General features: G+C 67.6%; 18 protein-coding genes. 10 read left to right on the top strand and 8 right to left on the bottom strand.

Translation table 11 applies throughout. From position 1 onward, the window contains the following. Positions 1-4: 4 nt before the first annotated feature. Entirely contained in the window at positions 5-3,256 is a 3,252-nt protein-coding gene (locus tag AC5Y7V_RS23775) for a thioester reductase domain-containing protein (RefSeq protein ID WP_499882487.1), read from the bottom strand. Between the two features lie 585 nt (positions 3,257-3,841). On the opposite strand from AC5Y7V_RS23775, the gene AC5Y7V_RS23770 reads away from it, so the two are divergent. After that, positions 3,842-4,102 carry a hypothetical protein gene (locus tag AC5Y7V_RS23770; protein WP_499882486.1) on the top strand — a complete coding sequence of 87 codons (261 nt, stop codon included), beginning with the start codon at positions 3,842-3,844 and terminating at the stop codon, positions 4,100-4,102. Between the two features lie 12 nt (positions 4,103-4,114). On the opposite strand, the gene AC5Y7V_RS23765 is transcribed toward AC5Y7V_RS23770, so the two are convergent. Then, on the bottom strand, positions 4,115-5,182 hold the full coding sequence (locus AC5Y7V_RS23765) for a diacylglycerol kinase family protein (protein ID WP_499882485.1): 1,068 nt from the start codon (positions 5,180-5,182) through the stop codon (positions 4,115-4,117). 176 nt (positions 5,183-5,358) lie between these two features. Between AC5Y7V_RS23765 and AC5Y7V_RS23760 the strand changes: the two genes are divergently transcribed. Next, on the top strand, positions 5,359-6,228 hold the full coding sequence (locus AC5Y7V_RS23760; RefSeq protein ID WP_499882484.1) for an oxidoreductase: 870 nt from the start codon (positions 5,359-5,361) through the stop codon (positions 6,226-6,228). A 132-nt stretch (positions 6,229-6,360) separates the two neighbouring features. After that, on the top strand, positions 6,361-7,278 hold the full coding sequence (locus tag AC5Y7V_RS23755) for a DMT family transporter (protein ID WP_499882483.1): 918 nt from the start codon (positions 6,361-6,363) through the stop codon (positions 7,276-7,278). 12 nt (positions 7,279-7,290) lie between these two features. Here AC5Y7V_RS23755 and AC5Y7V_RS23750 read toward each other — a convergent pair whose 3' ends face one another. Together AC5Y7V_RS23750 and AC5Y7V_RS23745 are read right to left on the bottom strand one after the other, a co-directional pair. Then, on the bottom strand, positions 7,291-8,418 hold the full coding sequence (locus AC5Y7V_RS23750) for a BTAD domain-containing putative transcriptional regulator (protein ID WP_499882482.1): 1,128 nt from the start codon (positions 8,416-8,418) through the stop codon (positions 7,291-7,293). A 17-nt stretch (positions 8,419-8,435) separates the two neighbouring features. Then, on the bottom strand, positions 8,436-9,842 hold the full coding sequence (locus AC5Y7V_RS23745) for a serine/threonine-protein kinase (protein ID WP_499882481.1): 1,407 nt from the start codon (positions 9,840-9,842) through the stop codon (positions 8,436-8,438). A 194-nt stretch (positions 9,843-10,036) separates the two neighbouring features. Between AC5Y7V_RS23745 and AC5Y7V_RS23740 the strand changes: the two genes are divergently transcribed. The 6 genes from AC5Y7V_RS23740 (at position 10,037) to AC5Y7V_RS23715 (ending at position 15,860) form a co-directional block, all read left to right on the top strand. Then, positions 10,037-11,221 (top strand): TolB-like translocation protein, encoded by a 1,185-nt coding sequence (locus AC5Y7V_RS23740; protein WP_499882480.1) that lies wholly within the window; start codon positions 10,037-10,039, stop codon positions 11,219-11,221. Positions 11,222-11,235: 14 nt separating this feature from the next. Next, on the top strand, positions 11,236-12,201 hold the full coding sequence (locus AC5Y7V_RS23735; protein ID WP_499882479.1) for an NHL repeat-containing protein: 966 nt from the start codon (positions 11,236-11,238) through the stop codon (positions 12,199-12,201). Then, positions 12,198-12,860, top strand: a complete 663-nt coding sequence (locus tag AC5Y7V_RS23730) for a hypothetical protein (protein ID WP_499882478.1) — start codon at positions 12,198-12,200, stop codon at positions 12,858-12,860. The genes AC5Y7V_RS23735 and AC5Y7V_RS23730 overlap by 4 nt, the downstream gene beginning before the upstream one ends. Before the next feature lie 51 nt (positions 12,861-12,911). Next, on the top strand, positions 12,912-13,652 hold the full coding sequence (locus AC5Y7V_RS23725) for an esterase (RefSeq protein ID WP_499882477.1): 741 nt from the start codon (positions 12,912-12,914) through the stop codon (positions 13,650-13,652). Then, on the top strand, positions 13,652-14,935 hold the full coding sequence (locus tag AC5Y7V_RS23720) for a hypothetical protein (RefSeq protein ID WP_499882476.1): 1,284 nt from the start codon (positions 13,652-13,654) through the stop codon (positions 14,933-14,935). Before AC5Y7V_RS23725 ends, AC5Y7V_RS23720 begins: the two co-directional genes overlap by 1 nt. A gap of 181 nt (positions 14,936-15,116) precedes the next feature. After that, the gene (locus AC5Y7V_RS23715) at positions 15,117-15,860 is read left to right on the top strand and encodes a sensor domain-containing protein (protein WP_499882475.1); all 744 of its coding nucleotides are present in this window, start codon (positions 15,117-15,119) and stop codon (positions 15,858-15,860) included. 14 nt (positions 15,861-15,874) lie between these two features. Here AC5Y7V_RS23715 and AC5Y7V_RS23710 read toward each other — a convergent pair whose 3' ends face one another. Continuing rightward, positions 15,875-16,354, bottom strand: a complete 480-nt coding sequence (locus AC5Y7V_RS23710; RefSeq protein WP_499882474.1) for a DUF4333 domain-containing protein — start codon at positions 16,352-16,354, stop codon at positions 15,875-15,877. Beyond that, complete coding sequence (locus tag AC5Y7V_RS23705; RefSeq protein WP_499882473.1) at positions 16,351-16,674, bottom strand: WhiB family transcriptional regulator; 324 nt, start codon at positions 16,672-16,674, stop codon at positions 16,351-16,353. The genes AC5Y7V_RS23710 and AC5Y7V_RS23705 overlap by 4 nt, the downstream gene beginning before the upstream one ends. Before the next feature lie 351 nt (positions 16,675-17,025). Between AC5Y7V_RS23705 and AC5Y7V_RS23700 the strand changes: the two genes are divergently transcribed. Then, on the top strand, positions 17,026-18,126 hold the full coding sequence (locus AC5Y7V_RS23700) for an FHA domain-containing protein (protein ID WP_499882472.1): 1,101 nt from the start codon (positions 17,026-17,028) through the stop codon (positions 18,124-18,126). Here the strand turns inward: AC5Y7V_RS23700 and AC5Y7V_RS23695 are convergent. Next, the gene (locus AC5Y7V_RS23695) at positions 18,119-18,454 is read right to left on the bottom strand and encodes a hypothetical protein (protein WP_499882471.1); all 336 of its coding nucleotides are present in this window, start codon (positions 18,452-18,454) and stop codon (positions 18,119-18,121) included. The two genes, AC5Y7V_RS23700 and AC5Y7V_RS23695, sit on opposite strands and share 8 nt — an antisense overlap. After that, positions 18,451-19,230, bottom strand: coding sequence for a sensor domain-containing protein (locus AC5Y7V_RS23690; RefSeq protein ID WP_499882470.1), 780 nt, complete (start codon positions 19,228-19,230; stop codon positions 18,451-18,453). The genes AC5Y7V_RS23695 and AC5Y7V_RS23690 overlap by 4 nt, the downstream gene beginning before the upstream one ends. Positions 19,231-19,283 lie beyond the last annotated feature (53 nt).

Raw genomic sequence — 19,283 nt, 5'->3', positions numbered from 1 at the left:
CTCACTACGCACTGCGTTGCGCCTCCCCCTCAGCCTCGGTGATCAAGCCTTCCTGACGCAAGAACCGCACGAGATTCTCGACCGTCTTGGGCAGGGCCGGCTCCCGCAAATGGACCTTGGCCAACGTGCGGGCGTGCCGGTATTGGGTGTTGTCGTAACGCTTTTCTCGCATCGCGGCGATCTTGTCCGCCGAGCGGGTGAGGAAATCGACCAGCGGATAGAACTGATCGCGCGGGGTGCACCTCCGGTTCAGTTGCTCGGTGAACGACGGGATGTCGTGGTAGTCGAAGCGATAGCCGAAGCGTTCCGAGAGGATCCGCGTGATGTCGGGCAGGTTGTAGTAGTCGTCGGCGGTCATGTTGAAAACAACGCCTGCCTCGGCGGGAAGGTCCATCAGCGCGACGATGTGATCGGCGATCAGGTCCGCCGGCAGCATGCTGAGCTGGTTGAGCGCGTTGACGGCCACGCCGTGCTCGATCATGAACGCCGTCAGACGCACCAGGATGTCGTCCTCGCTGCCGAAGCCCGCTCGGGTGGGCGAGATCAGCGAGGGTCGGAAGATGCGCACATCGAGCCCTTGCCGCTGCGCCGCCAGGACCAACTGCTCGGCGACCCACTTGGTCTGCGAGTAGCCGAAGTCCAGGCCGCTCATCTTCGTGTTGGCATCCCACTCCCCGACCACGGGCTCGGTGCTCCAGCCGTAGATGAACGTGCTGGAGACCAGGTGGAAGGTTTTTTGGTGAGCTGTCATCGCCAGACGCAAAAGCTCATGCGTGCCAACCACATTGGCGGCGCGCAGCGCGTCGTACGTCCGGACGTAGTTGACCAGGGCGCCGTTGTGGAGGATGGCATCGACGCTCTCGGCCAGCCGCTGGAACGCCTCCGCACCGAGGCCCAGGTGAGGCTCGGCGAGGTCGCCGCACACCACGCGCACCCGCGCCCGGACCTCGGCTTCCAGAGCCGGGGACCACAGCTGGGCCCGGTGCAGCGAGGCGATGATCCGGTCCAGGCCGTGAGCCGCGTCCGTCGCGCGGACCAGCGCATGGATCGTGTAGGACGTCTGGCCCAGCAGGCTGTTCACCAGGAACGGCCCCAGGAATCCGGTCGCGCCGGTCAGCAGGATGTCGCTGGCCGGGCCCGATTGCGCCATCGGCAGCGCCGGCAGGGGCAGCCGCGCGTCGGCGCGCATCTGCTCGATCTCCTGCGCCTCGTACCTGGCAGAGATCTGATCCAGCGCCCGCCGCAGTGCCGCCACCGGCTGCCCGGACCGATCGCCGAATTGCCGCATTAGCCGGAAGAATTCGGCGACGGTCAGGCGCTGAAGCAGCCGCGTGTTGACCTCCTCGGCCAACTCCCCCGCCCCGTGCTCTTCCAGGAGCGCCTGCAGGTCCGCGCGAAGCTCCGCCAGGGCCAGCGAGTCGATCCCGAGATCCGCGAAGGAGCAATCCTCGTACCCGGTGAGGTCGTAGCTCTCGATGAGATTGCGGAAGCGTGCGAGCGGGCCCGCGCTGGCGTCCGGCCCGTTGTGGGTGTGGTAGGCCGCCTGGTTAACCCAGGTCGCCAGCGCGGGCAGCTTCTCGTCCAGCCACAGCCGGCGGGTCTGCGCGCGCCTGATCTTCCCCGAGGTGGTCTTGGGGATGCTCCGCGGCGGCGCGAACACGATGGTGCGCGGATCGATGTGGACGTGCCGGCGGATCGCACGCGCCAGGGCCTTGCCGTCCGGGAGGTCGTTGCCGTCGCGCACCTCGGCGACGACGACCAGCGCCTCCTCCTCGTCGCGTTCGACCGCGAACGCGGCGACGCAGCCGTGCCGGACCTGCGGGGCAGACCGTTCCACGACGGCCTCGATGTCCGACGGGTAGCAGTTGACGCCGCGGACGATTATCAGGTCCTTGGTGCGACCGCAGATGAAAAGCTCGCCCTCATAGAGGAAGCCGAGATCGCCCGTCCGCAGATAGGTGTGCTCGTCGTCGCCGGCGATGCGAGCGCCAAAGGTTTCCGCGCTGACATCGGAGCGGTGCCAGTAGCCGCCGCCCTTGGACGGCCCGTCCAGCCAGATCTCGCCGACCTTGCCCTGGCCCAGCGCCTGCCGGGATTCGGGGTCGACGATGCGGACCACGTTTCCGTCGGCGGGTTTGCCGCTGCTCACCAGAGGGGTCTGGTTGTTGTTCTCCGGCAACGCCTTTTCGACCCGCACCACGTTCTGCTGCAGGGCCCGCTTGTTTACGGCCAGCGTTTGACGACCCCGCACGGACACGATCAGGGTGTTCTCGGCCAGGCCATAAGCGCCGGTGACGGCGTCGGGCCGCAGCCCATAGGGGGCGAAGCGCTCCCGGAAACGGGTAAACGTCTTAGCGCGCAACGGCTCTGCCCCGATGAGCATCGACTCGAGGCTGCTCAAATCGATGCCTTCGAGCTGCGACGCCGGAAGTTTGTCCTCACGTAGGCAGTACTCCAGCGCAAAGTTCGGCGCGGGCGTGCGGGTGGCACGCACCTCGCCGATGAGCCGCAGCCAGGATGAGGGTCGCTTGAGGAAGTCCTCCGGTGACATCGCATGCGTGCTGCCGCCGATCACCACGATGAACAGGTAGGCGGAGATCAAACCCATGTCGTGGTGCTGTGGCAGCCAGCTGACCACCACCTCGCAATCGGGGAAGGCCGACGCGTTGGCGATGACATTGGCGTGGGTCACCACCACGCCCTTGGGATCGCTGGTGGAGCCCGACGTGTACTGCAGGAAGAGCACTCTTCCGGGCGTATCGGCGACGGGCTCGCCGCCGAAGTCGCGCGTCGCGTCGGTCGCGACCCACGGCAGCTCCGGAAGCCGCTCGACGTCCGGCCAAGGCGTCGCGCCCTGCCGGTGGCCGAGCAGCTGGTGGAAGGTGCGCTCGAGTTCCTTGGTCGACAGCACCGCCTTCGCTTGGCAGTCGCGCGCGATGAAGCTGAGCTTGGCCAACCCGGATTCGAACGACATCGGCATCGGGGGGCTGACCGGAACGGCGATCACGCCGAGGCGGGCGCAAGCGTAGAACGCGGAAACCATCTCCAGGCCTGGCGCGTAGACCAGCAGCGCCCGATCTCCCGGCTTCAGCCCGGCTTCCGTGGACAGGTACGCGGCCAGCTCCTGCGTCCGCTCCGCGAAGCTCCGGTACGTGTAGCGCTCGAGCTCACGGCCGTCGGCGTCGACGAACCGGAAGAGGGTCTCGTGCGGCTTCCGCGCTTCCCACATCCGCAGGTAATCGATCAGCGTCTCCATCAAGGAGTCACTCCCCTTCCAGGTCGGTGGCGGTCTTTGAGCCGAAATCAAAAGAAGAACTCGTTACGTCGTAATTCACCAACGGTAGCGCCGTTAATCGACGTCACGCAAAGCGAATTCAACGCCACACATTAATTTCACAGCTGCGCGTGATCGATCCCACAGCGAGCCCCAAGCGGCGCCGTTTTTCCACTTGCGAGAATTTATTTATGTAAATACTCGTCTCAGTAGTTCAGGACAGCGCGCGGCTGGCATATGCGCTGCTAATGCGAAGACACGTGGATACTGACCTACGGACTTACGGGGCTCCGTAGTCGACAACCGTCCGTGGATCGTTGCCGGCATTTTCGAGAAACAGACCCAAACCGGGAATTGGCAAATATCGGCGCTCTTGCTGGTTTATTTTCCACGATCCCAAAAGGCGGGCATTAGGCGGCGGCCATTCGAAGCGCGGGCGCGATGGGTGCGCACGCCGGCGCTCGGGCAGGTGCGCCCGGCGCGACACGGGCAAGCCTCAGAATCTACGGATATACTGAAACTGACTTACTGATCACCGCGTACTGGCTACGACGGGAGACACCTGCGATGAGCACTCCGGACCGCATGGCAGCGGCGCCGACCGATCGCTTCGCGGTCGGGCGTACGCGCAATCCCCGAACCCGGCGAACCGTCGACCTGACGCCCGCCCAGCACCGGGCCCTCGACATCTGGCAGCGCGACGCCGCCGACCGCCTCGGCGTCGCTCGCGTCACCGGGCAAGAGGTTCTCGCCACGCTCGTCGATCAACTGCTCAGCGATCCCAAACTCGCGGCCCAGATCACGCGCACCATCCAGGCGCGGCGGTAGCGTCGCGCGCTGTCAGGAATCCGAACCCTGCGGATCGATTCCGCGCGACATCGCAGCACGGAGTGGACGCGCTTCAAGCGGTAGTTGGCGACCGACCTGGGCGATGCGGATTCGCGGCCCGGCACGGGCCACGAGCCGGACGATGCCGTCGAAACGCTCGCCGTCGATGATCGGCGACAGCGGTTCGTCCTCGGCCTCAATGGTCATCACTTCGCCATTGACGTCGCGGACCAGATCGCCGGGAAGGGTTCCGTTGCGGAGCGCCGCGGGCAGGTGCGCAATGATCCGCGACGGCCTCAGGTACCCGGCCTGGAACTGCAGCTCGCCGGGTTCGGACGCTTTCGGGAAGAGCCGGAAACCGGCGCCGATGTGCAGGTCGATCGCGCCGGCGTGCAGCAACGTGTGGGTGCGCGTCGGGACCTCGACGCCGTCGATCACCACGCGCGCGTGCGTCGGAGCGAACAGGCGGGTCGCATAGTCGGAGTTGTTGGCTCGCCCGGGGGCCACTTTGTTGCGCAGATAGTCGCCGAACGAGCGGGCCATCACTCGGACGACGTCCGCCCGTCCATGCGTGTGGTTGTCGTAGTACTTGTCGTAGAACCGATTTCCGACGCCCCCGGCGGCCAGCCCAAAGCAGAGCCGATAAAACTTCGCGCCGTCCGCGGTTTCGCCGTCGAGCACCAGGGTGTCCAGAAACGTTTCGGGCGGAGGCTGATTCGTCTCGGCCGCAGCGACCAGCGCGCGCAGCACCGCTTCGGGCCTCCCCCGCACTCGCGCCTTGCGGGCGACCGCGTTGACGCTGCCGCCGTTGCTGGGCACGAACGCCGGCCAGCGGTCCGGATCGTCGGAGCAGTGCCGGGTTTCGTTGATCAACCAGTTCAGCGACCCGTCGCCACCGTCGCTGATCAGGTGGCTGACCCGCGGATACAGCCGTTCGCAGACGTCGCGCAACTCCGCCACCGAGGTGGTTTCGTGCACCTCACCCCACGGGCCGACGATGCGGCGCATGTCCGCGGCGACATCGTGCCGCGCGGCACGATTCTTGCGCGCGAGCGGATTGACGATGACCCCTAGATACATGCGGGCACCCCCGACCGACGCTCTACCCCGCGCGCACTTGGGATTCCGCTGTCCATGACCGCACGATACTCGCGAAGCCAAAGTGCGCCAGCCGACGCGAAAGCGGTCACCGGGGCGCAACCGCCAAAACCATTGCCCGGAACGGCCCTTGCCGTTACGCCGCTATGGTGGCTGCCATGCCACGTTGGACAGCAGCTGACCTGCCGTCGTTCTCGGGACGCACCGCCATCGTCACCGGCGCCAGCGGCGGGCTGGGCGAGGTGACCGCGTGCGAGTTGGCGCGGGTCGGCGCCCACGTCATCCTGGCGGTGCGCGACACCGAAAAGGGTGAAGCCGCGGCCGGGCGAATGGCCGGCGACGTCGAGGTGCGCCGGCTCGACCTGCAGGACCTTTCCTCGGTGCGACGCTTCGCCGACCAAGTCGAAAAGGTCGACGTCCTCGTCAATAACGCCGGCATCATGGCCACCAAGCGCGCCGTCACCGTCGACGGGTTCGAGGGCCAGATCGGCACCAATCACCTCGGTCATTTCGCGCTGACCAACCTGTTGCTGCCCAGGCTGACGGATCGCGTGGTGACGGTGTCCTCGCTGCTGCACCACATCGGCTACATCAGCCGCAAAGACCTGAATTGGCAGTCCCGGCCGTATTCGGCGTGGCTGGCCTACGGCCAGTCGAAGCTGGCCAACCTGCTGTTCACCAGCGAGCTGCAGCGGCGCCTGGATGCGGTCGGTTCTCCGCTGCGCGCGCTGGCCGCGCACCCCGGCTGGTCGCACACGAATTTGCAGGGCAACTCTGGTCGCAAATTCGGCGACGCGGCGGTGCTGGCCGTCGACCGCATCGTGTCCACCGACGCCGACTTCGGCGCCCGGCAAACGTTGTACGCGGCGTCGCAGGACCTCGCGGGCGACACGTTCGTCGGCCCCCGGTTCGGCCTCTACGGCCGCAGCCAGCCGACCTGGCGAAACTGGCCGGCCAGGCGCGCAACCACGGCCGCGGCCCTGTGGGAGCTGTCCGAACAGCTCACCGGCACGAAATTCCCGCTCTGAAACCGAGCGCCCAGCCGTCGACGCGCCGCTCGCCCGGGTCGAGGTTAGATTGGTGAGTAGTCAGTCAGCCGCGTGCGGTGCGAGTCCGCTAAGGCGAGCCAGCTAACGGCGAGTGGGCGAGGAGGGCATGCCATGTCGGATACGCACCTGGCGGTGCTGCTCGCGCTGTGCGCCGCGCTGGCATCCGCGGTTGGCAACGTGATCCGGCAGCGCTCCGCGCAGGAGGTCACCGACAAGCAGGTCGGTCATCTCACGCTGTTCGGCATGTTGCTGCGCGACAAGCGTTGGTGGCTGGGCGGTTTGGGGGACATCTCGAGTTACCTGCTGCTGGCCTGGGCCCTCGACGAGGGATCGGTGCTGTTGGTGATGTCGCTTCAGGTGACGGCGCTGCTGTTCGCGCTCCCAATCTACGCGCGGGTGACCCGTCATCGCGTGAGCCGGGGCGAATGGTCGTGGGCGGTCTTGCTGGCCGCGGCGCTGGCGGTGATGATCGCGGTCGGGCAACCGGCGGGCGGCCACGAGCGCGGCGCGCTGGGAGCCTGGTTGATAGTGGCGATCGTGATGGGCCCGCCGCTGTTGTTGTTCCTGCTGGGCGCCCGGATCTGGTCGAACCGTCCCGCCGCGGCATTGCTGTTGGCGGCGGTGGCCGGTTCGCTGCTGGCGGTCTTCTCGGTGCTGATGAAGGGCGTCGTCGACGTCATCGAACACCACGCCGGAGAGCTATGGCGCACGCCCGAGTTCTATGCCTGGCTGTTCACCGGAGTCGCCGGAATGATCATCCATCAGTCGGCCTATCGCGCCGGAGCGCTGACCGCGTCACTGCCGACGATCATCGTCGCCAAACCCGTCGTGGCAGGGGTGCTCGGAATCACGGTGCTGGCCGAGACTTTGAACGCCGGCGGCACCGAATGGTTTCTGCTGGCCGTAGCCGCGGTGGTGGTGATCGCTGCGACCATCGGTTTGGCCCGGGGGGAGGCGGCGACCATGTCCGCCGGCGCCGGGCGCGATGTGAAGGTCATCGACCGGCCGAAGGCGGCCTCCCAATCCTGAAGCTCTTCCCGCTCACCGTATTTCGAACGTGAATTCGTGGCCGCAGATGTTGATGCGGTCACCGTCGGCCAGCGTCGCGCTGGTCCGGATCCGTCGATCGGCGACGTCGACCCCGTTGGCCGACTGCAGATCGGTGATCACGAAGCTGTTCCCGGTGTCGACGACCACGGCGTGGTGGCGGCTTACCGTGTCGTCGTCGATGACGATGTCGTTGTCGGAGAGGCGGCCGATCCTGGTGGTTGCCCCCCGCAGCGGATAACGGCCGCCGTCGGCGTCGCGCAGGTGCGCCACGGCGGACTCGCGGGAGACCTCGGTAGGCCTGCGGAGAGTCTCGACAACACGTTTCGCCGTCGCGCGCGCGACCTGTTTGACGTCGAGCGGCTCCTGGCGAAGGATCCGCTGATGCAGGCTGCGCAAGGTTGGCCCGGGGTCGATGCCCAACTCGTCGGCGAGCGTCGTCTTCAGCCGGCCGTACGCGTCGAGCGCGTCGTATTGCCGCTCACTGAGGTAGTAGGCCGTTATCAACTGTGCCCACAACGGTTCTCGGTAAGGGTGTTCGGATACCAGCGCTTCGAGCTCAGCGATCACGGAATGAACTCTCCCGCAAGCGATCTCGGATTCCGCACGCGCGGTCAGCGCCACCAGCTTGTCCTCCGCCAGCCCGGCGGCGAAGGCCTCCACGAATTCGAAGTCGCGCAAGTCCTCCAGCACCGGGCCGCGCCACTCGGCCAACGCCGCCGACAGGTGGCGGCTGGCCTGTTCGAACCGGCCGGCGGCGGCCGCCTCGATTCCGGCCTTTTGTTCGACGGCGAATCGCCCGACGTCGCACGCCTCGTCGGGCACGTTGAGCCGGTACCCCGGCTGGGCGCTGATCAGAACGGCCGCCGCATCCACGCCGGCGCCGCCCATCAGTCGGCGAAGCCGAGATACGTGCGCGTGCAGGCTCGCCCGCGCCTCGGGCGGCGGGTTCTGCTGCCACGCCGCGTCGATCAGCGAGTCGATCGCAACGGTGCGATTTCGATTGATCAGCAGCGTGGCCAGCACCGCCCGCTGTTTCGCCGGGCCCAGCGCGATGTCGGCGCCGTTGGCGCCCATCTGCAAGGGTCCCAACACCCCGAACCCCAAGGTGTCGCGGGCCATCGCACCTCCCTTCGCCGTCACCACAGGTACACGCGGGCGCTGCTGCCGCCGACGCAGGTAATCCAGCTGTCGCCCGGGTGCTGCTGGCAGTGCATGAGGAAGTTCGAGCCGTTGCACAGCGCGCCGGGCACGGTCTTGCAGTCGACGGCGCCCGGCGCCGAGATCGCGCGGGGCAGTGGGCTGGCGTTGCCGTATTCGGCCCAGTAAGACGTCAGCACGCTATTGGCGAAAAGGCATGAGGTTTCCGGTGTCCCGCGTCCGGCGTGGGTGCCGAACCCCGATGCCGTCGGCAAGGAGAAGCCTTGATCGCAGGACTGATGCAGGCTGCTCAGGTCGGGCCCCGTTATCAGCGGGGGCAGCGCGGCGCGCGGCGGCGAGATCTGCGGCTGCCCGCCCGGCGATTGGGCGACAAGCACGATGACCACCCCGATGCCCGCCAGCACCAGCGCGGCCGAGAGCCCAATCACGGTCGGCAGCAGCCATCTCCGCTTGGCTTGGCCCGAATTGCGCTTCGGCAGTTCACCCGTCGCGATCTCGTCCGTCGCGGCGCCGAAGGCAACGGTACCCGCCGTGAACGGCCGGGTGCGGTCCCCGTCGGCCGGCGGGCCTCCTAGCGCGCGCTGCGCGGCGCGGGCGAGGGCGCCCGCCGTTCCGTACCGCTCGTCGGGATCTTTGGCCATGCCGCGGGCGACGACTTCGTCGAGCGCCGCCGGAACGCGCTTGTTCACCACGCTCGGTCGCGGGGGCGGCAGGACGAGGTGGCCCGCCACCAGATGCTCGAGGCTGTCGCCGGCGAACGGGGCGTCCCCGGTCAGCGCCTCGTACAGGACGCACGCCAGGGAGTAGACGTCGACGGCGGGGGTCGTCGCCTTGTCGTTAAACCGTTCGGGCGCCATGTAATTCAAGGTGCCGATTTGAGTCCCGACGGTCGTCAGGCGGGGGTCCCCCTTGGTCTGCGCGATGCCGAAGTCGACGAGATACACGAAATCGGCCGGGGTGACGATGATGTTCTGCGGCTTGACGTCACGATGAATCAATCCCTCCGCGTGCGCCGCGTCCAGGGCGGCGGCGACCTGACCGATGATCGCCACCGCCCGCGATGGCGCCAGCGGGCCCTCCGCGATCAGGTCGAGCAGCGTCTGCCCCTGGACCAGGCGCATGTCGATGTAGAGGCTGCCGTCGATCTCGCCCCAGTCGTGGATCGGGATGACATGCGGCTCCTGCAGCATCGCCGCCGCCTGGGATTCGCGCTGGAACCTGGTCCGAAACGTGTCGTTGGTCGAGAGCTCCTCGGCGAGAATCTTCAGGGCGACGGTCCGCCCTTTGCCGGTGTCGTATGCCTCGTACACCACCCCGCCGCCGCCCTTGCCGAGCTGGCGCGTGAGGTTGTACTTGCCGAACGTCGTACCGACGCGCGCGTCCACTACCACCGCCTTGATTCCTCGGGTACCGACGCAGTATCTCCCGAGGCGGCCGGACGATGCAGCTCTTTGCTGCGCGAGCCGTCCCGGGCGGGTCGCGGGCCGACGCAAGGTTCGCACAAGAAACGCGCAAGGCGCCCGCCGCAGCCTCTACGTGACCGGGCACGAGGACCCGGAAGCGTTTCTCAGGAGCCGACATGACCACCACATCCCGCGCGATGTCCGTGCTGATGGCAATGGCCGCCGCGACGATCGCCCTCGCGCCCGCCGCGCGGGCCGAACCCGACACCCCCCAGCCGATGGCGGCCCATGGCGTCGAGGCCCCGCTCGGGGCCGTCCCCTGGTCGCAGGTGGGTCCCGGCTGGATGCTCGCCGTCTGGAGCCCGGTTCCGGGCTTGCATACCGGCGAGACGCCTCCGCCCGGCACGCCGACCTGGGAGACGGCACCCACGACGCTGTATCTGGTCGACCCCGCCGGTGGCCGCTACCCGATCACCACCTTCCCCCCGCCGGGCAAGGGTCAAAGCCCGAAGCTGGTCGACTGGTCGGGCGACGGGACCCGGGCCCTGTTCTCCTTGGACGAGAAGGGCCGCACGGTCGTCACCGAGGTCGACCTGCGCAGCGGCGCGAAGACCACGTTCACCGTCGAGCGCACCGGCGTGAACCCGCGCTACACGCGCCCCGACGGCAAGGCGGTGCTGCTGTACAAGTGGCGCGACTCGAAGCCCGGATCGCTCGAACGGGTCGACCTGGCCGGCAACCACCAGATGACGTATCCGGTCGGGCAGGACTTCGACGGGTATCTGTCCACACCGGACGGCACGCAGCTGGTGCTCGGCACGGCCTCCGGCCTGGCTCTCATGGGCAACGACGGAGCGCCCGGCAAGGCCTTGCCGATCGCCGGGCAAAAGGACTGCACACCGACGCGGTTTTGGGATGCCGACTCGACGATCGCCGTCACCCGCTGTAGTGGCTCCGCCGGATCGCAGCTGTGGCTGGTGCCCATCGACGGTGGGACACCGACCGCGCTCACCGCGCCGAACAACGGCCAGAAGGGCCCCGACTACGGCGACTTGAACGCGTGGCAGGTCCCCGCCGGCAGGTACGTCCAGGCCGCGGGCGCGTGCGGCGTCATCTTCCTCGCCAAGGTCAACGGCGACGGCACGACGTCAAAGGTCTCGATGCCCGACGTGAAAGGCGACAGCGTCGTCGTGCTCGGCGTCAACGGCGGCGACCTGGACATCAAAACCAGGTCGGGGTGCGGCGGCGGTCAGGCGCTGATTGACTACAACCCCGCGACCGGCACGTCGACGGTGCTGCTCGGGCCGCCGGTCAACGGTGGCGGCGTCATCAACGCGGTGCCCTACCCGGGCCAGCAGTAGCGAGGGAGATCGACATGGCCAATACCGGCCGCCAGCAACGACTTCGGAGGCGTCTGCTGATAGCCGCGGTGACGATCGCGTTTACCACGTTCGGCGCGGCGTGCTCGATCAGCACCCCGCACACAGGCTCAATGAGCCCACCAAGTGGGTCGCCGCCTTCGCCGGCACCCCGACAAACCGTGCTGCCGTTCACCGGCCTCGAAAATCCGCACGATCTGGCGGTGGACACCGAGGGCAACGTGTATATCACCGACCTTCGTCACTCGAAGGGTGAAACGGGACTGCCCTCCGTGACCACGCGCGTGATCAAGCTGCCGGCCGGGTCGAACACCCAAACGGAGTTGCCGCAGTTCGTTCACGCCGGCCTGGTGGCGGACTCCGCGGGCGGCGTGTGGGTCCGCGACTCGGGACACGAGCAATTGGTGAAGCTGGCGGCCGGGTCGGGCACCCAGACAGTGCTGCCACTGCCCGATCTCGGCTTGCGCAGCGAATTACTAGCCGTGGATTCCGCCGGTAGCGCCTACGGCACCGACGGAGGTGGGGTGTACCCAGACGGCGGGTGCTGCCGGCCCGTCCACGTGGTGAAGGCCGAAGCCGGGTCGCACACTCCGACGGTGTTGCCGTTCACACACATCCTCGGCGTCGGCCGAATGGCGGTGGACGCCGCCGGGAATGTGTACGCGGGCGATTTCAAACAAGTGCTGAAGCTAGCGGCGGGAACGGACACCCAAACGGTGCTGCCGCTCGACCTTGGCAGCGTCGGAGGCATGGCGGTGGACTCCGCCGGAGGCGTGTATGTGGTCGACTCCGAGCGCAAGAAGGTGCTGAAGTTGGCTGCGGGGGCGGACAAGCCCGTCGTGCTGCCCTTCAGCGGCCTCAATCAGCCGGTAACGGTAGCGGTGGACGCCGCGGGCAGCGTCTACGTCGCCGACATCGGCAATCACAACGTTGTCAAACTAAATCCGGGAGACCAGAAATGAAGCCGAAGTTGTCGCTTGTCCTCGCCATCGCGATGGCGTCGTTCGGTGTCTTTATCGCGCCGCCCGCAGTCGCCGACGCGGGGTGTGGACCGGGCGGGCCTCCGCCCGGCGCGGCGAGCAAGGACGTCAGCGATGTCTACGGCCAGCCGGCCACGCTGTGGATCACCGACATGGCCGTCGGCATCACGACCAGCCAGGGCTACGGCGAGGCAAAGATAGTGAGCGCCAGCCCCATCCGGCGCTCGGCACTGCTGATCGACGCCCAGCAAGACGGCAATCACCAGATCATCGTCGACACCGGCCGGGACGCGATCCTGTACGCGGTGTCCGGCTGCACCATCACCCCGGTTGTCGATCCGCAGGGCACGGAATTCCGATTCGACCGCGGGCACCGGAGGGGCTTTGGCGACGGCATCGGCTGCAGCGACCTCGGCGACGGCCGTCGCTTGGTCGGATTGCTACAGGTTCGGGACATACACGAGACACCCCTGTTGACGGTGCGCCGCACCGAGATTGACCTGAATGGCACGACGGCGACGATCGGCCGCTCGGATACCGTCACGGCAACGTCGATTCAAGACCCGGCATGGACCTCGGCGGGCGTCATCAGCTGCGGCGACTTGACCATGGCGCGAGACGGCGTCCAGGCCGTCAACTGACGCAAGGCTGACGCAAGGATCGCGCAAGGCCTCCCCCGCACCGTTATCCACATGAAGAAATCGATGACCCGAGTCCTGACGATTGGGCTCGCCGCGGCGGCACTCTCGATGGCTGGCTGCTCCACGACAAGCGGCACAGCGACGGCGCCGTCCACGACCAACACCACATCGACCGTGGCGCAGGGGCAATCGGCGTGCACCGACCTCGGCGGAACCGTTGGACCCAAAGGGATCTGCCAGGTGCGGAGCGCGACCCCCAGCTACACGATCGACATGGGCTTTCCCATCGACTACCCGGAGATGCCGGCGGTCGCCGCGTTCCTGAAGAAGAATCGCGACGACTTTGTCGACTGGGTCGCCAAGTTCGGCCCGCGCGGTGGGCGCAATCGGCCGTATCAGTACGCGGTCACCGCCAAGACCTACCGTTCGGGGAAACCGGACGCCCGCACCCAAAGCCTGGTGCTCATGATCGACAACGACACGGGCTTCGCCCACGAAGGCCACCCGAATACCACGTACCGGGCGTTCAACTTCGACCTCGCCAAGCGCGTCCCCATCACGTTCGACACGTTGTTCAAGCCCGGGACCAAACCAATGGAGCTGCTCAACCCGATCGTCAGGGCCGAATTAGACGCCCCGTCAGCCGATCTCGACGAGACGACATACCAAAACTTCGGCATCACCGACGACGCGCTGATCTTCTTCTTCGACCAAGACCAAGTGGTGCACGACAACGCCGGGCCCCACAAAATCGCGGTCCCCCGCATCGAACTCGCGGCCATGCTCGCATGATGCAGGAAAGGGAACGAACCAACGTGAACCCCAAGCGAATTCGCACCCACGCCGCCGCATGGCGCAACCGGATCGGTGTCGTAGCGCTGGCGGCGGTGCTGGCCACCGGGTGCTCATCGATGACCGATTCCACTGCGGCGCATAACCCCTCGGGTACGCCGGCCGTGGAGGCGCAGCCGGCGGCCCACGGTGTCGAAGCCGCGATGGCGACCATCCCGTGGTCGCAGGTCGGCCCGGGCTGGATGCTCGCGCTGTGGAGCCCGGCCATCAGCCATCGACCCGGCGAGCGGCGGGATCCGAACGAGCCCGACGCGAACAAGGTCACCACGACGCTGTACCTGGTTGACCCCGTCGGCGGGCGCTACCCGATCACCACCTTCCGAGCCGGCTCCACCGCCCGCCTGATCGACTGGTCCGGGGACCGAAGCCACGCGCTTTTGTACGCGGCCAAACCCGGGTCCGTGTACGACGAATCGGTCATCGCGGTCGACCTTCGCAATGGCAATCAGACCACGTTCGACGTCATCGACGGCGGCCCCGTCCGCTATGCGCGCCCCGACGGCACGGCCGTGTTGGTCGGCAAGGGGCACTATCCGGATCGGCCCTCGCTCCAACGTGTCGACCTCACCGGCAAGCCGCAGCTGGCCTATCCGCTGGGGCCGGACTATCAGGGTGGAGCTCTGCCGACACCCGACGGCACACAGCTGGTCGTCGGCACAACCAAGGGCCTTGCCCTGATGGGCAACGAGGGGACGCCAGGGAAGGAGCTGCCGGTACCCGGGAACCTCACCGCGTGCAGACCGATCCGGTGGTGGACCTCACCAACCGTGGTGCTCGCCCACTGCACCGACACCGGCCGTTTCTCCCACATCGGCCAGCTGTGGCAGGTGCCCATCGACGGCACGACGCCGACCGCGCTGACGGCGGTCAACTCGGGAGATGGCCGTGATCCCGGATTCAGCGGCGACCTCGGCGACACCGACGCGTGGCAGTTGCCGAGCGGCACGTTCCTGCAGTCGATCGGCGGGTGCGGCACCGTGTTCCTGTCCCGCCTGACGCCCGACGGGCACGCCACCCGGGTGAAAGTTCCCGGCCTGTCCGACAGCGTGGTCGTCGACGGCGTGACCGGCGACAAGCTGGTCCTCGTGGCCAAGGCCGGCTGCGGTCCCGGCACTTCGCTGCTGACCTACGACCCCGCGGGCAACACGTTCACCGCGTTGCTGGGGCCGACCGTCAACGGCGGCAGCGTGACCCAGGCGATCGTCTATCCGACCCAGAAGTAGGCACGCGACACTCTGAGTTCATGCGGAAACCCATAGACAGTTCATAACCGGCATTTCGCAACCACTTTTGCTGTTCCTAACGTCATATTTGATCGCGGACCGCGGCCGAGAAGACGAGACTGTGAATTTAAATCGCAGCTGCGGTGTTGTGCGGGAGGACGACCGGGCAGGAGACCAGCAAATGACTGCAACATCGACGAAGGCATCCGGACCCACCGGTGCCGGTGTGCGCTACGTGGTTATCACCGCGGTGGGCCTGTGCTTGATGTTGACGGGCTGCACGGTGTCCGCCACCGGGCGTCCAGTCGCAGCGCCGAACCTGGGCCACTGGCAGCCCGCGCCAATCCGCAACGCGCGCTTGGCGAACCTGCTGTTGAGCGCCCGGGACGTCAACGCCGTCGGGCAGACCACGAGCATGGCGCTGCGCAGGCCGATCTCGGAGATGTCGCACAGCGACGACGTGGTCTCCGATCGGAATTGCCTCGACGCCTACTCGCCGGTCGAGGCCAGCGTCTACCGAGACAGCAGCTGGGTCGCGCTGGAAGGGCAGTTTCTCGACAACGCTCACGCGAAGGCCGACCACAACAAGCACGCCCTGCTCCAGGCGGTGGTGCGGTTCCGTGACGCCGAAGTGGCCCAGCAGTTCTTCCTCCAGGCCAAGCCGCGGTGGGCCGCCTGCGCCAACCGGCCGCTGACCATCACCCAGCCCGGCGACAGCCCCGTCGCCTGGAAGTTCGGTGCGCTGGCGGCCACCGATACCATCCTGAGCCTCGTACAGAGCCTCGACACCGGCCGCGGCTTCTCGTGCGAACGCGCGTTGGGAGTGCGCAACAACGTCGTCATCGACACGCTCTGGTGTGGATTCGACACCGCCGATCAGGCTGGCGAGGTTGTCAACAAGATCGCCGCCGCCGTCGAGGTGTGACCGATTCCCGCGGACTATCGACTCGTGAACTGCTTTGTGCGGCCGCCGGTTTGGTGGGGTCGGCCGACCGTGTAGTTGCCGGCATCGTCGGTGAAGGTGACGACGAACAATTGCTTGACGCGATCAATGGTCGCCGCGCAGGTGAAGGTGCTCCCCTTCGCGATGGTCGGATTTTGCCCGTCGTTGCAGGCGACATCGCTGACGTTCTTCGCCCCGTAGCCCGACGGGTCGGACAGGACACGCTGCACGCCGGCCTGGGCGTTGGCGACGTCGAGCTTCTTGGTGACCCAGAAGCCCGGCGCGACGAATCCCGTGATCAGCAGCGCGGAGCCGACGAAGGTTACCAGCGCCCCGACGTACCACCGCCACCGGTTGCTGGCTAAACCCTTTGGGGGGCTTGGTATTACGTGCTGCGGCGGGTAATACGGCCGGGCGTCCGGCCACCGGTGATACGGCGTGGTAAATGGCGGACTCGCGGGGTAGGGACGGTTCATTGGCACCTCTCACTAACGTCCTTGGCCGCGCCGCGCCGTCGTCGCGGGCGAATCGAATAGCCGCCCAGTTCGGCCAGCGAGCGCAGGCGACGGCGGGCGAAGCTCCTGGCACGTCCCGCCTCGGGGATGACCACCCCGGCCCACAGGCCCTGGGCACCGGGCGTGTGGTAGGCGTCCCAGGCGCATTGCCACCGCCGGGGGCACGCGCGGCACAACGCCTTCGCCTCGTCGTCCGGATCGGTCGTCGTCCACCGCTCGGGGTCCCGCACGCAGGCGGGAACGAAGTCGTCACTCGGCTCACGTGCGGCGGTCGCTGTCATGGCTCCTCTTTCCCTCGTGCGCGGACCCGCGCCTGATGCAACGACTTTAATCGAAGCGTTAGTGGATTGCAACAACTTAGTTGTTGCGCTGGCTTTGGTTCGCCATGGCGCAGACGGTGCTGCTAATTCGCGCAGTTCAGCGACGTATAGGCCCACCTCGGGACCGAAGGAAGCTGCGCGGCCCCGTGACAATCGGCCGCCAAATCACGGCGCGCACCGTGGCGAGTGCCTCAGGAAAGCTGTAGCATTTCGGAGCGATGCGGCGGTGCAACATGAAGCAACCGCGGACAACCGCATCGACTGGAGGCGAGTGTGAGACCGGATCCGTCCACATCGGCACCGACCCTGACCGTGCGAGCCGGACGCGGATCGCAGACGCTGCTCCCGGCGGCCGGCATCGCCGTCATCGGCCGGGACGCCGCGGCGGCGGTGACGATCGACGACGACCGGATCTCGCGATGGCATGTTCGCCTCGAACCGCACCGCGATGGCTGGCAGGCCATCGATACCAGCACCAACGGCATGTTCGTCGACGGCGTGCGCCGCAGCTCGGTGCTGATCGCCGGGCCCACCACCATTTGTCTGGGCGCCGCCGACGGGATTCCGGTGCTGCTGACCCCTGGCGGTCCGTCCGACGCGTCGCCAGCGGACGAATCGACGATCGTCGTCGCCGGGCCGCAGACCGACGAGGACCAATGGTGGGACGGCGAGAGCGATCCCGGCGTTGTGCGCGCCGGTCGCGCGGTCGCGGCACGCCGCAACGAGCTGGAACTCACCCAGCGCAGCCTGGCCCGGGACAAGATCATCAACGCCGGCACCCTGATCGCCTTCGAGAAAGGCCGCAGTTGGCCGCGCCGCGCCACACTGTCCAAGCTGGAAAAAGCGCTGAACTGGCCGGCGGGAACTATCACCCGCATCCGCCTCGAGCCCTCGACCACGCCCGCACGAGCCACCGCGCCCTGGGCGCCACCCGCCGCGCCCGGTGACGAGGCGACCGAGGTGCTCACCGATACCGTCCGGGCGCCGCTGATGGCCGAAACGGTCGAACTGGCCATGCACACGCTCACCGCGGCGATGGCCGACCTGCCCGATCCGTCCTACCCGGACTTCACGCCGAGGGCCACGGCGATCCTGGCCGATCTGCGCAAGCTCGAGAAGCTGGCCGCCAGCGCCGCCCGCAACGCCAAGGGCACGCCGTCGGTCGTGTTGGCCCTTAGCAGCGTCCGCCGCAGCTACAACGACTTGATGATGCGCGCCGCGCGGTCACCGGCGGCCACCTTGGGCCAGCGGCTCTACGACGCGCGCCACCGCGCGGAACTGAGCATCGAGGAGGCCGCCAACGGTGCCGGCCTGCCGATCGCCGTCCTGGAGGACGCCGAAGCCGAGCGCGCCATCGCCCCGGAGGCCACCACCGCCCTCGAGACGCTGATCGCGCAGCTGACGATCAACTGAGCCGACCGGCTCGGTGACGCAAAGCCTTTCGTGCACTGTGGTTTTCGAGCAGGGCCACCCAGTTCCATACGAGGGCCGAGGCCAGGCTCCACCACCCCGCGAGCAGGTTGTGCTGCTGAGCCTGGCTGATGGCGGCCTCGCATTGCTGCAGCGTCCCGGTGACGGTGTAGCGCTGGTGGTACCAGGCGATGGCCAGGCCCGTGTGCTTGGTCACCCGGACCTGGAATACCGGTTGGCTGCCCGCCGCGGCGGGGGTCGCCCACCCCGCATAGACGCGCGGCGGCTGCGGGTAGGCGTGCTGATAGGGCCGGGGCTGAGACACGGTCATGCTTGCGAGATCGCGGCGGCGATCCTGCCGACCACCTGGCCCGCTTGGTTGGTGGTGTCGAACCCGCACCACAGAGCATCGATGATCACGTTGTTGGCCAGCCCCAGCGCGTGGTGGCAGGCAAAGCCGCCGCCCTCCTCGGTTCGGAGGATGCCCAGCGTGCTGTCGGTGGCCACCAAGTCGCCGAACATCCATCTCACCGGCGAACGCCCCGGGCGGTTGACGGTCAGTGGGCGGTTGGCGCACGCCGACCAGCGCGGTTTGGCCTGGCTGAAGTACTGCCGGGCCGAGTCGGCGTCACGGAAACCGACCACGGCCTGCACCAGGGCATGTTTGATCGGCGCCTCCGGGGACGCGGCATCGTCGAAAATCTGTCCTTGCACCGCCGTCCAGTTGCTGCCTTCGTAGGCCGCCGCCTGGATCGGTGAATACGCGTCCAGGCAGCTCGGGTTGGAAACCAGGCTTTCGGCGTGCCCCATCTTGGTGAGCGGCGTGCGCAGCGTCATGCCCGCGGTGTGCCCGACGGCGTTGACGTCGGCGGCGTTGAGTAGCAGGTCACCCAGGTGCGGGTTCAGGATCGGCGGGGGCTGCCAATGGCCCAAGTCGGGGGCGGCCGCCGGTCGCCCGGTGGCCGTGACGGTGCAGCCGGTCAAGAACAGGCACAGGCCCGCCGAGGCGACCACGACGGTGGCCATTAGACGGCGGGTGCGGCGGCCGCGGAGACGCATGGCGGCGCCGCCTTCCGGCGCCGATGGGGTGCGCGAGCAAGCAGTCATTGGGGGTCCTCCTATCGGGGCGGCGGGAGCACCGCTTCAGGTCTGAGACGCAC

The sequence above is a fragment of the Mycobacterium sp. NGS34 genome (assembly GCF_059812845.1).
This window is presented reverse-complemented; position numbering and strand designations above follow the sequence as displayed.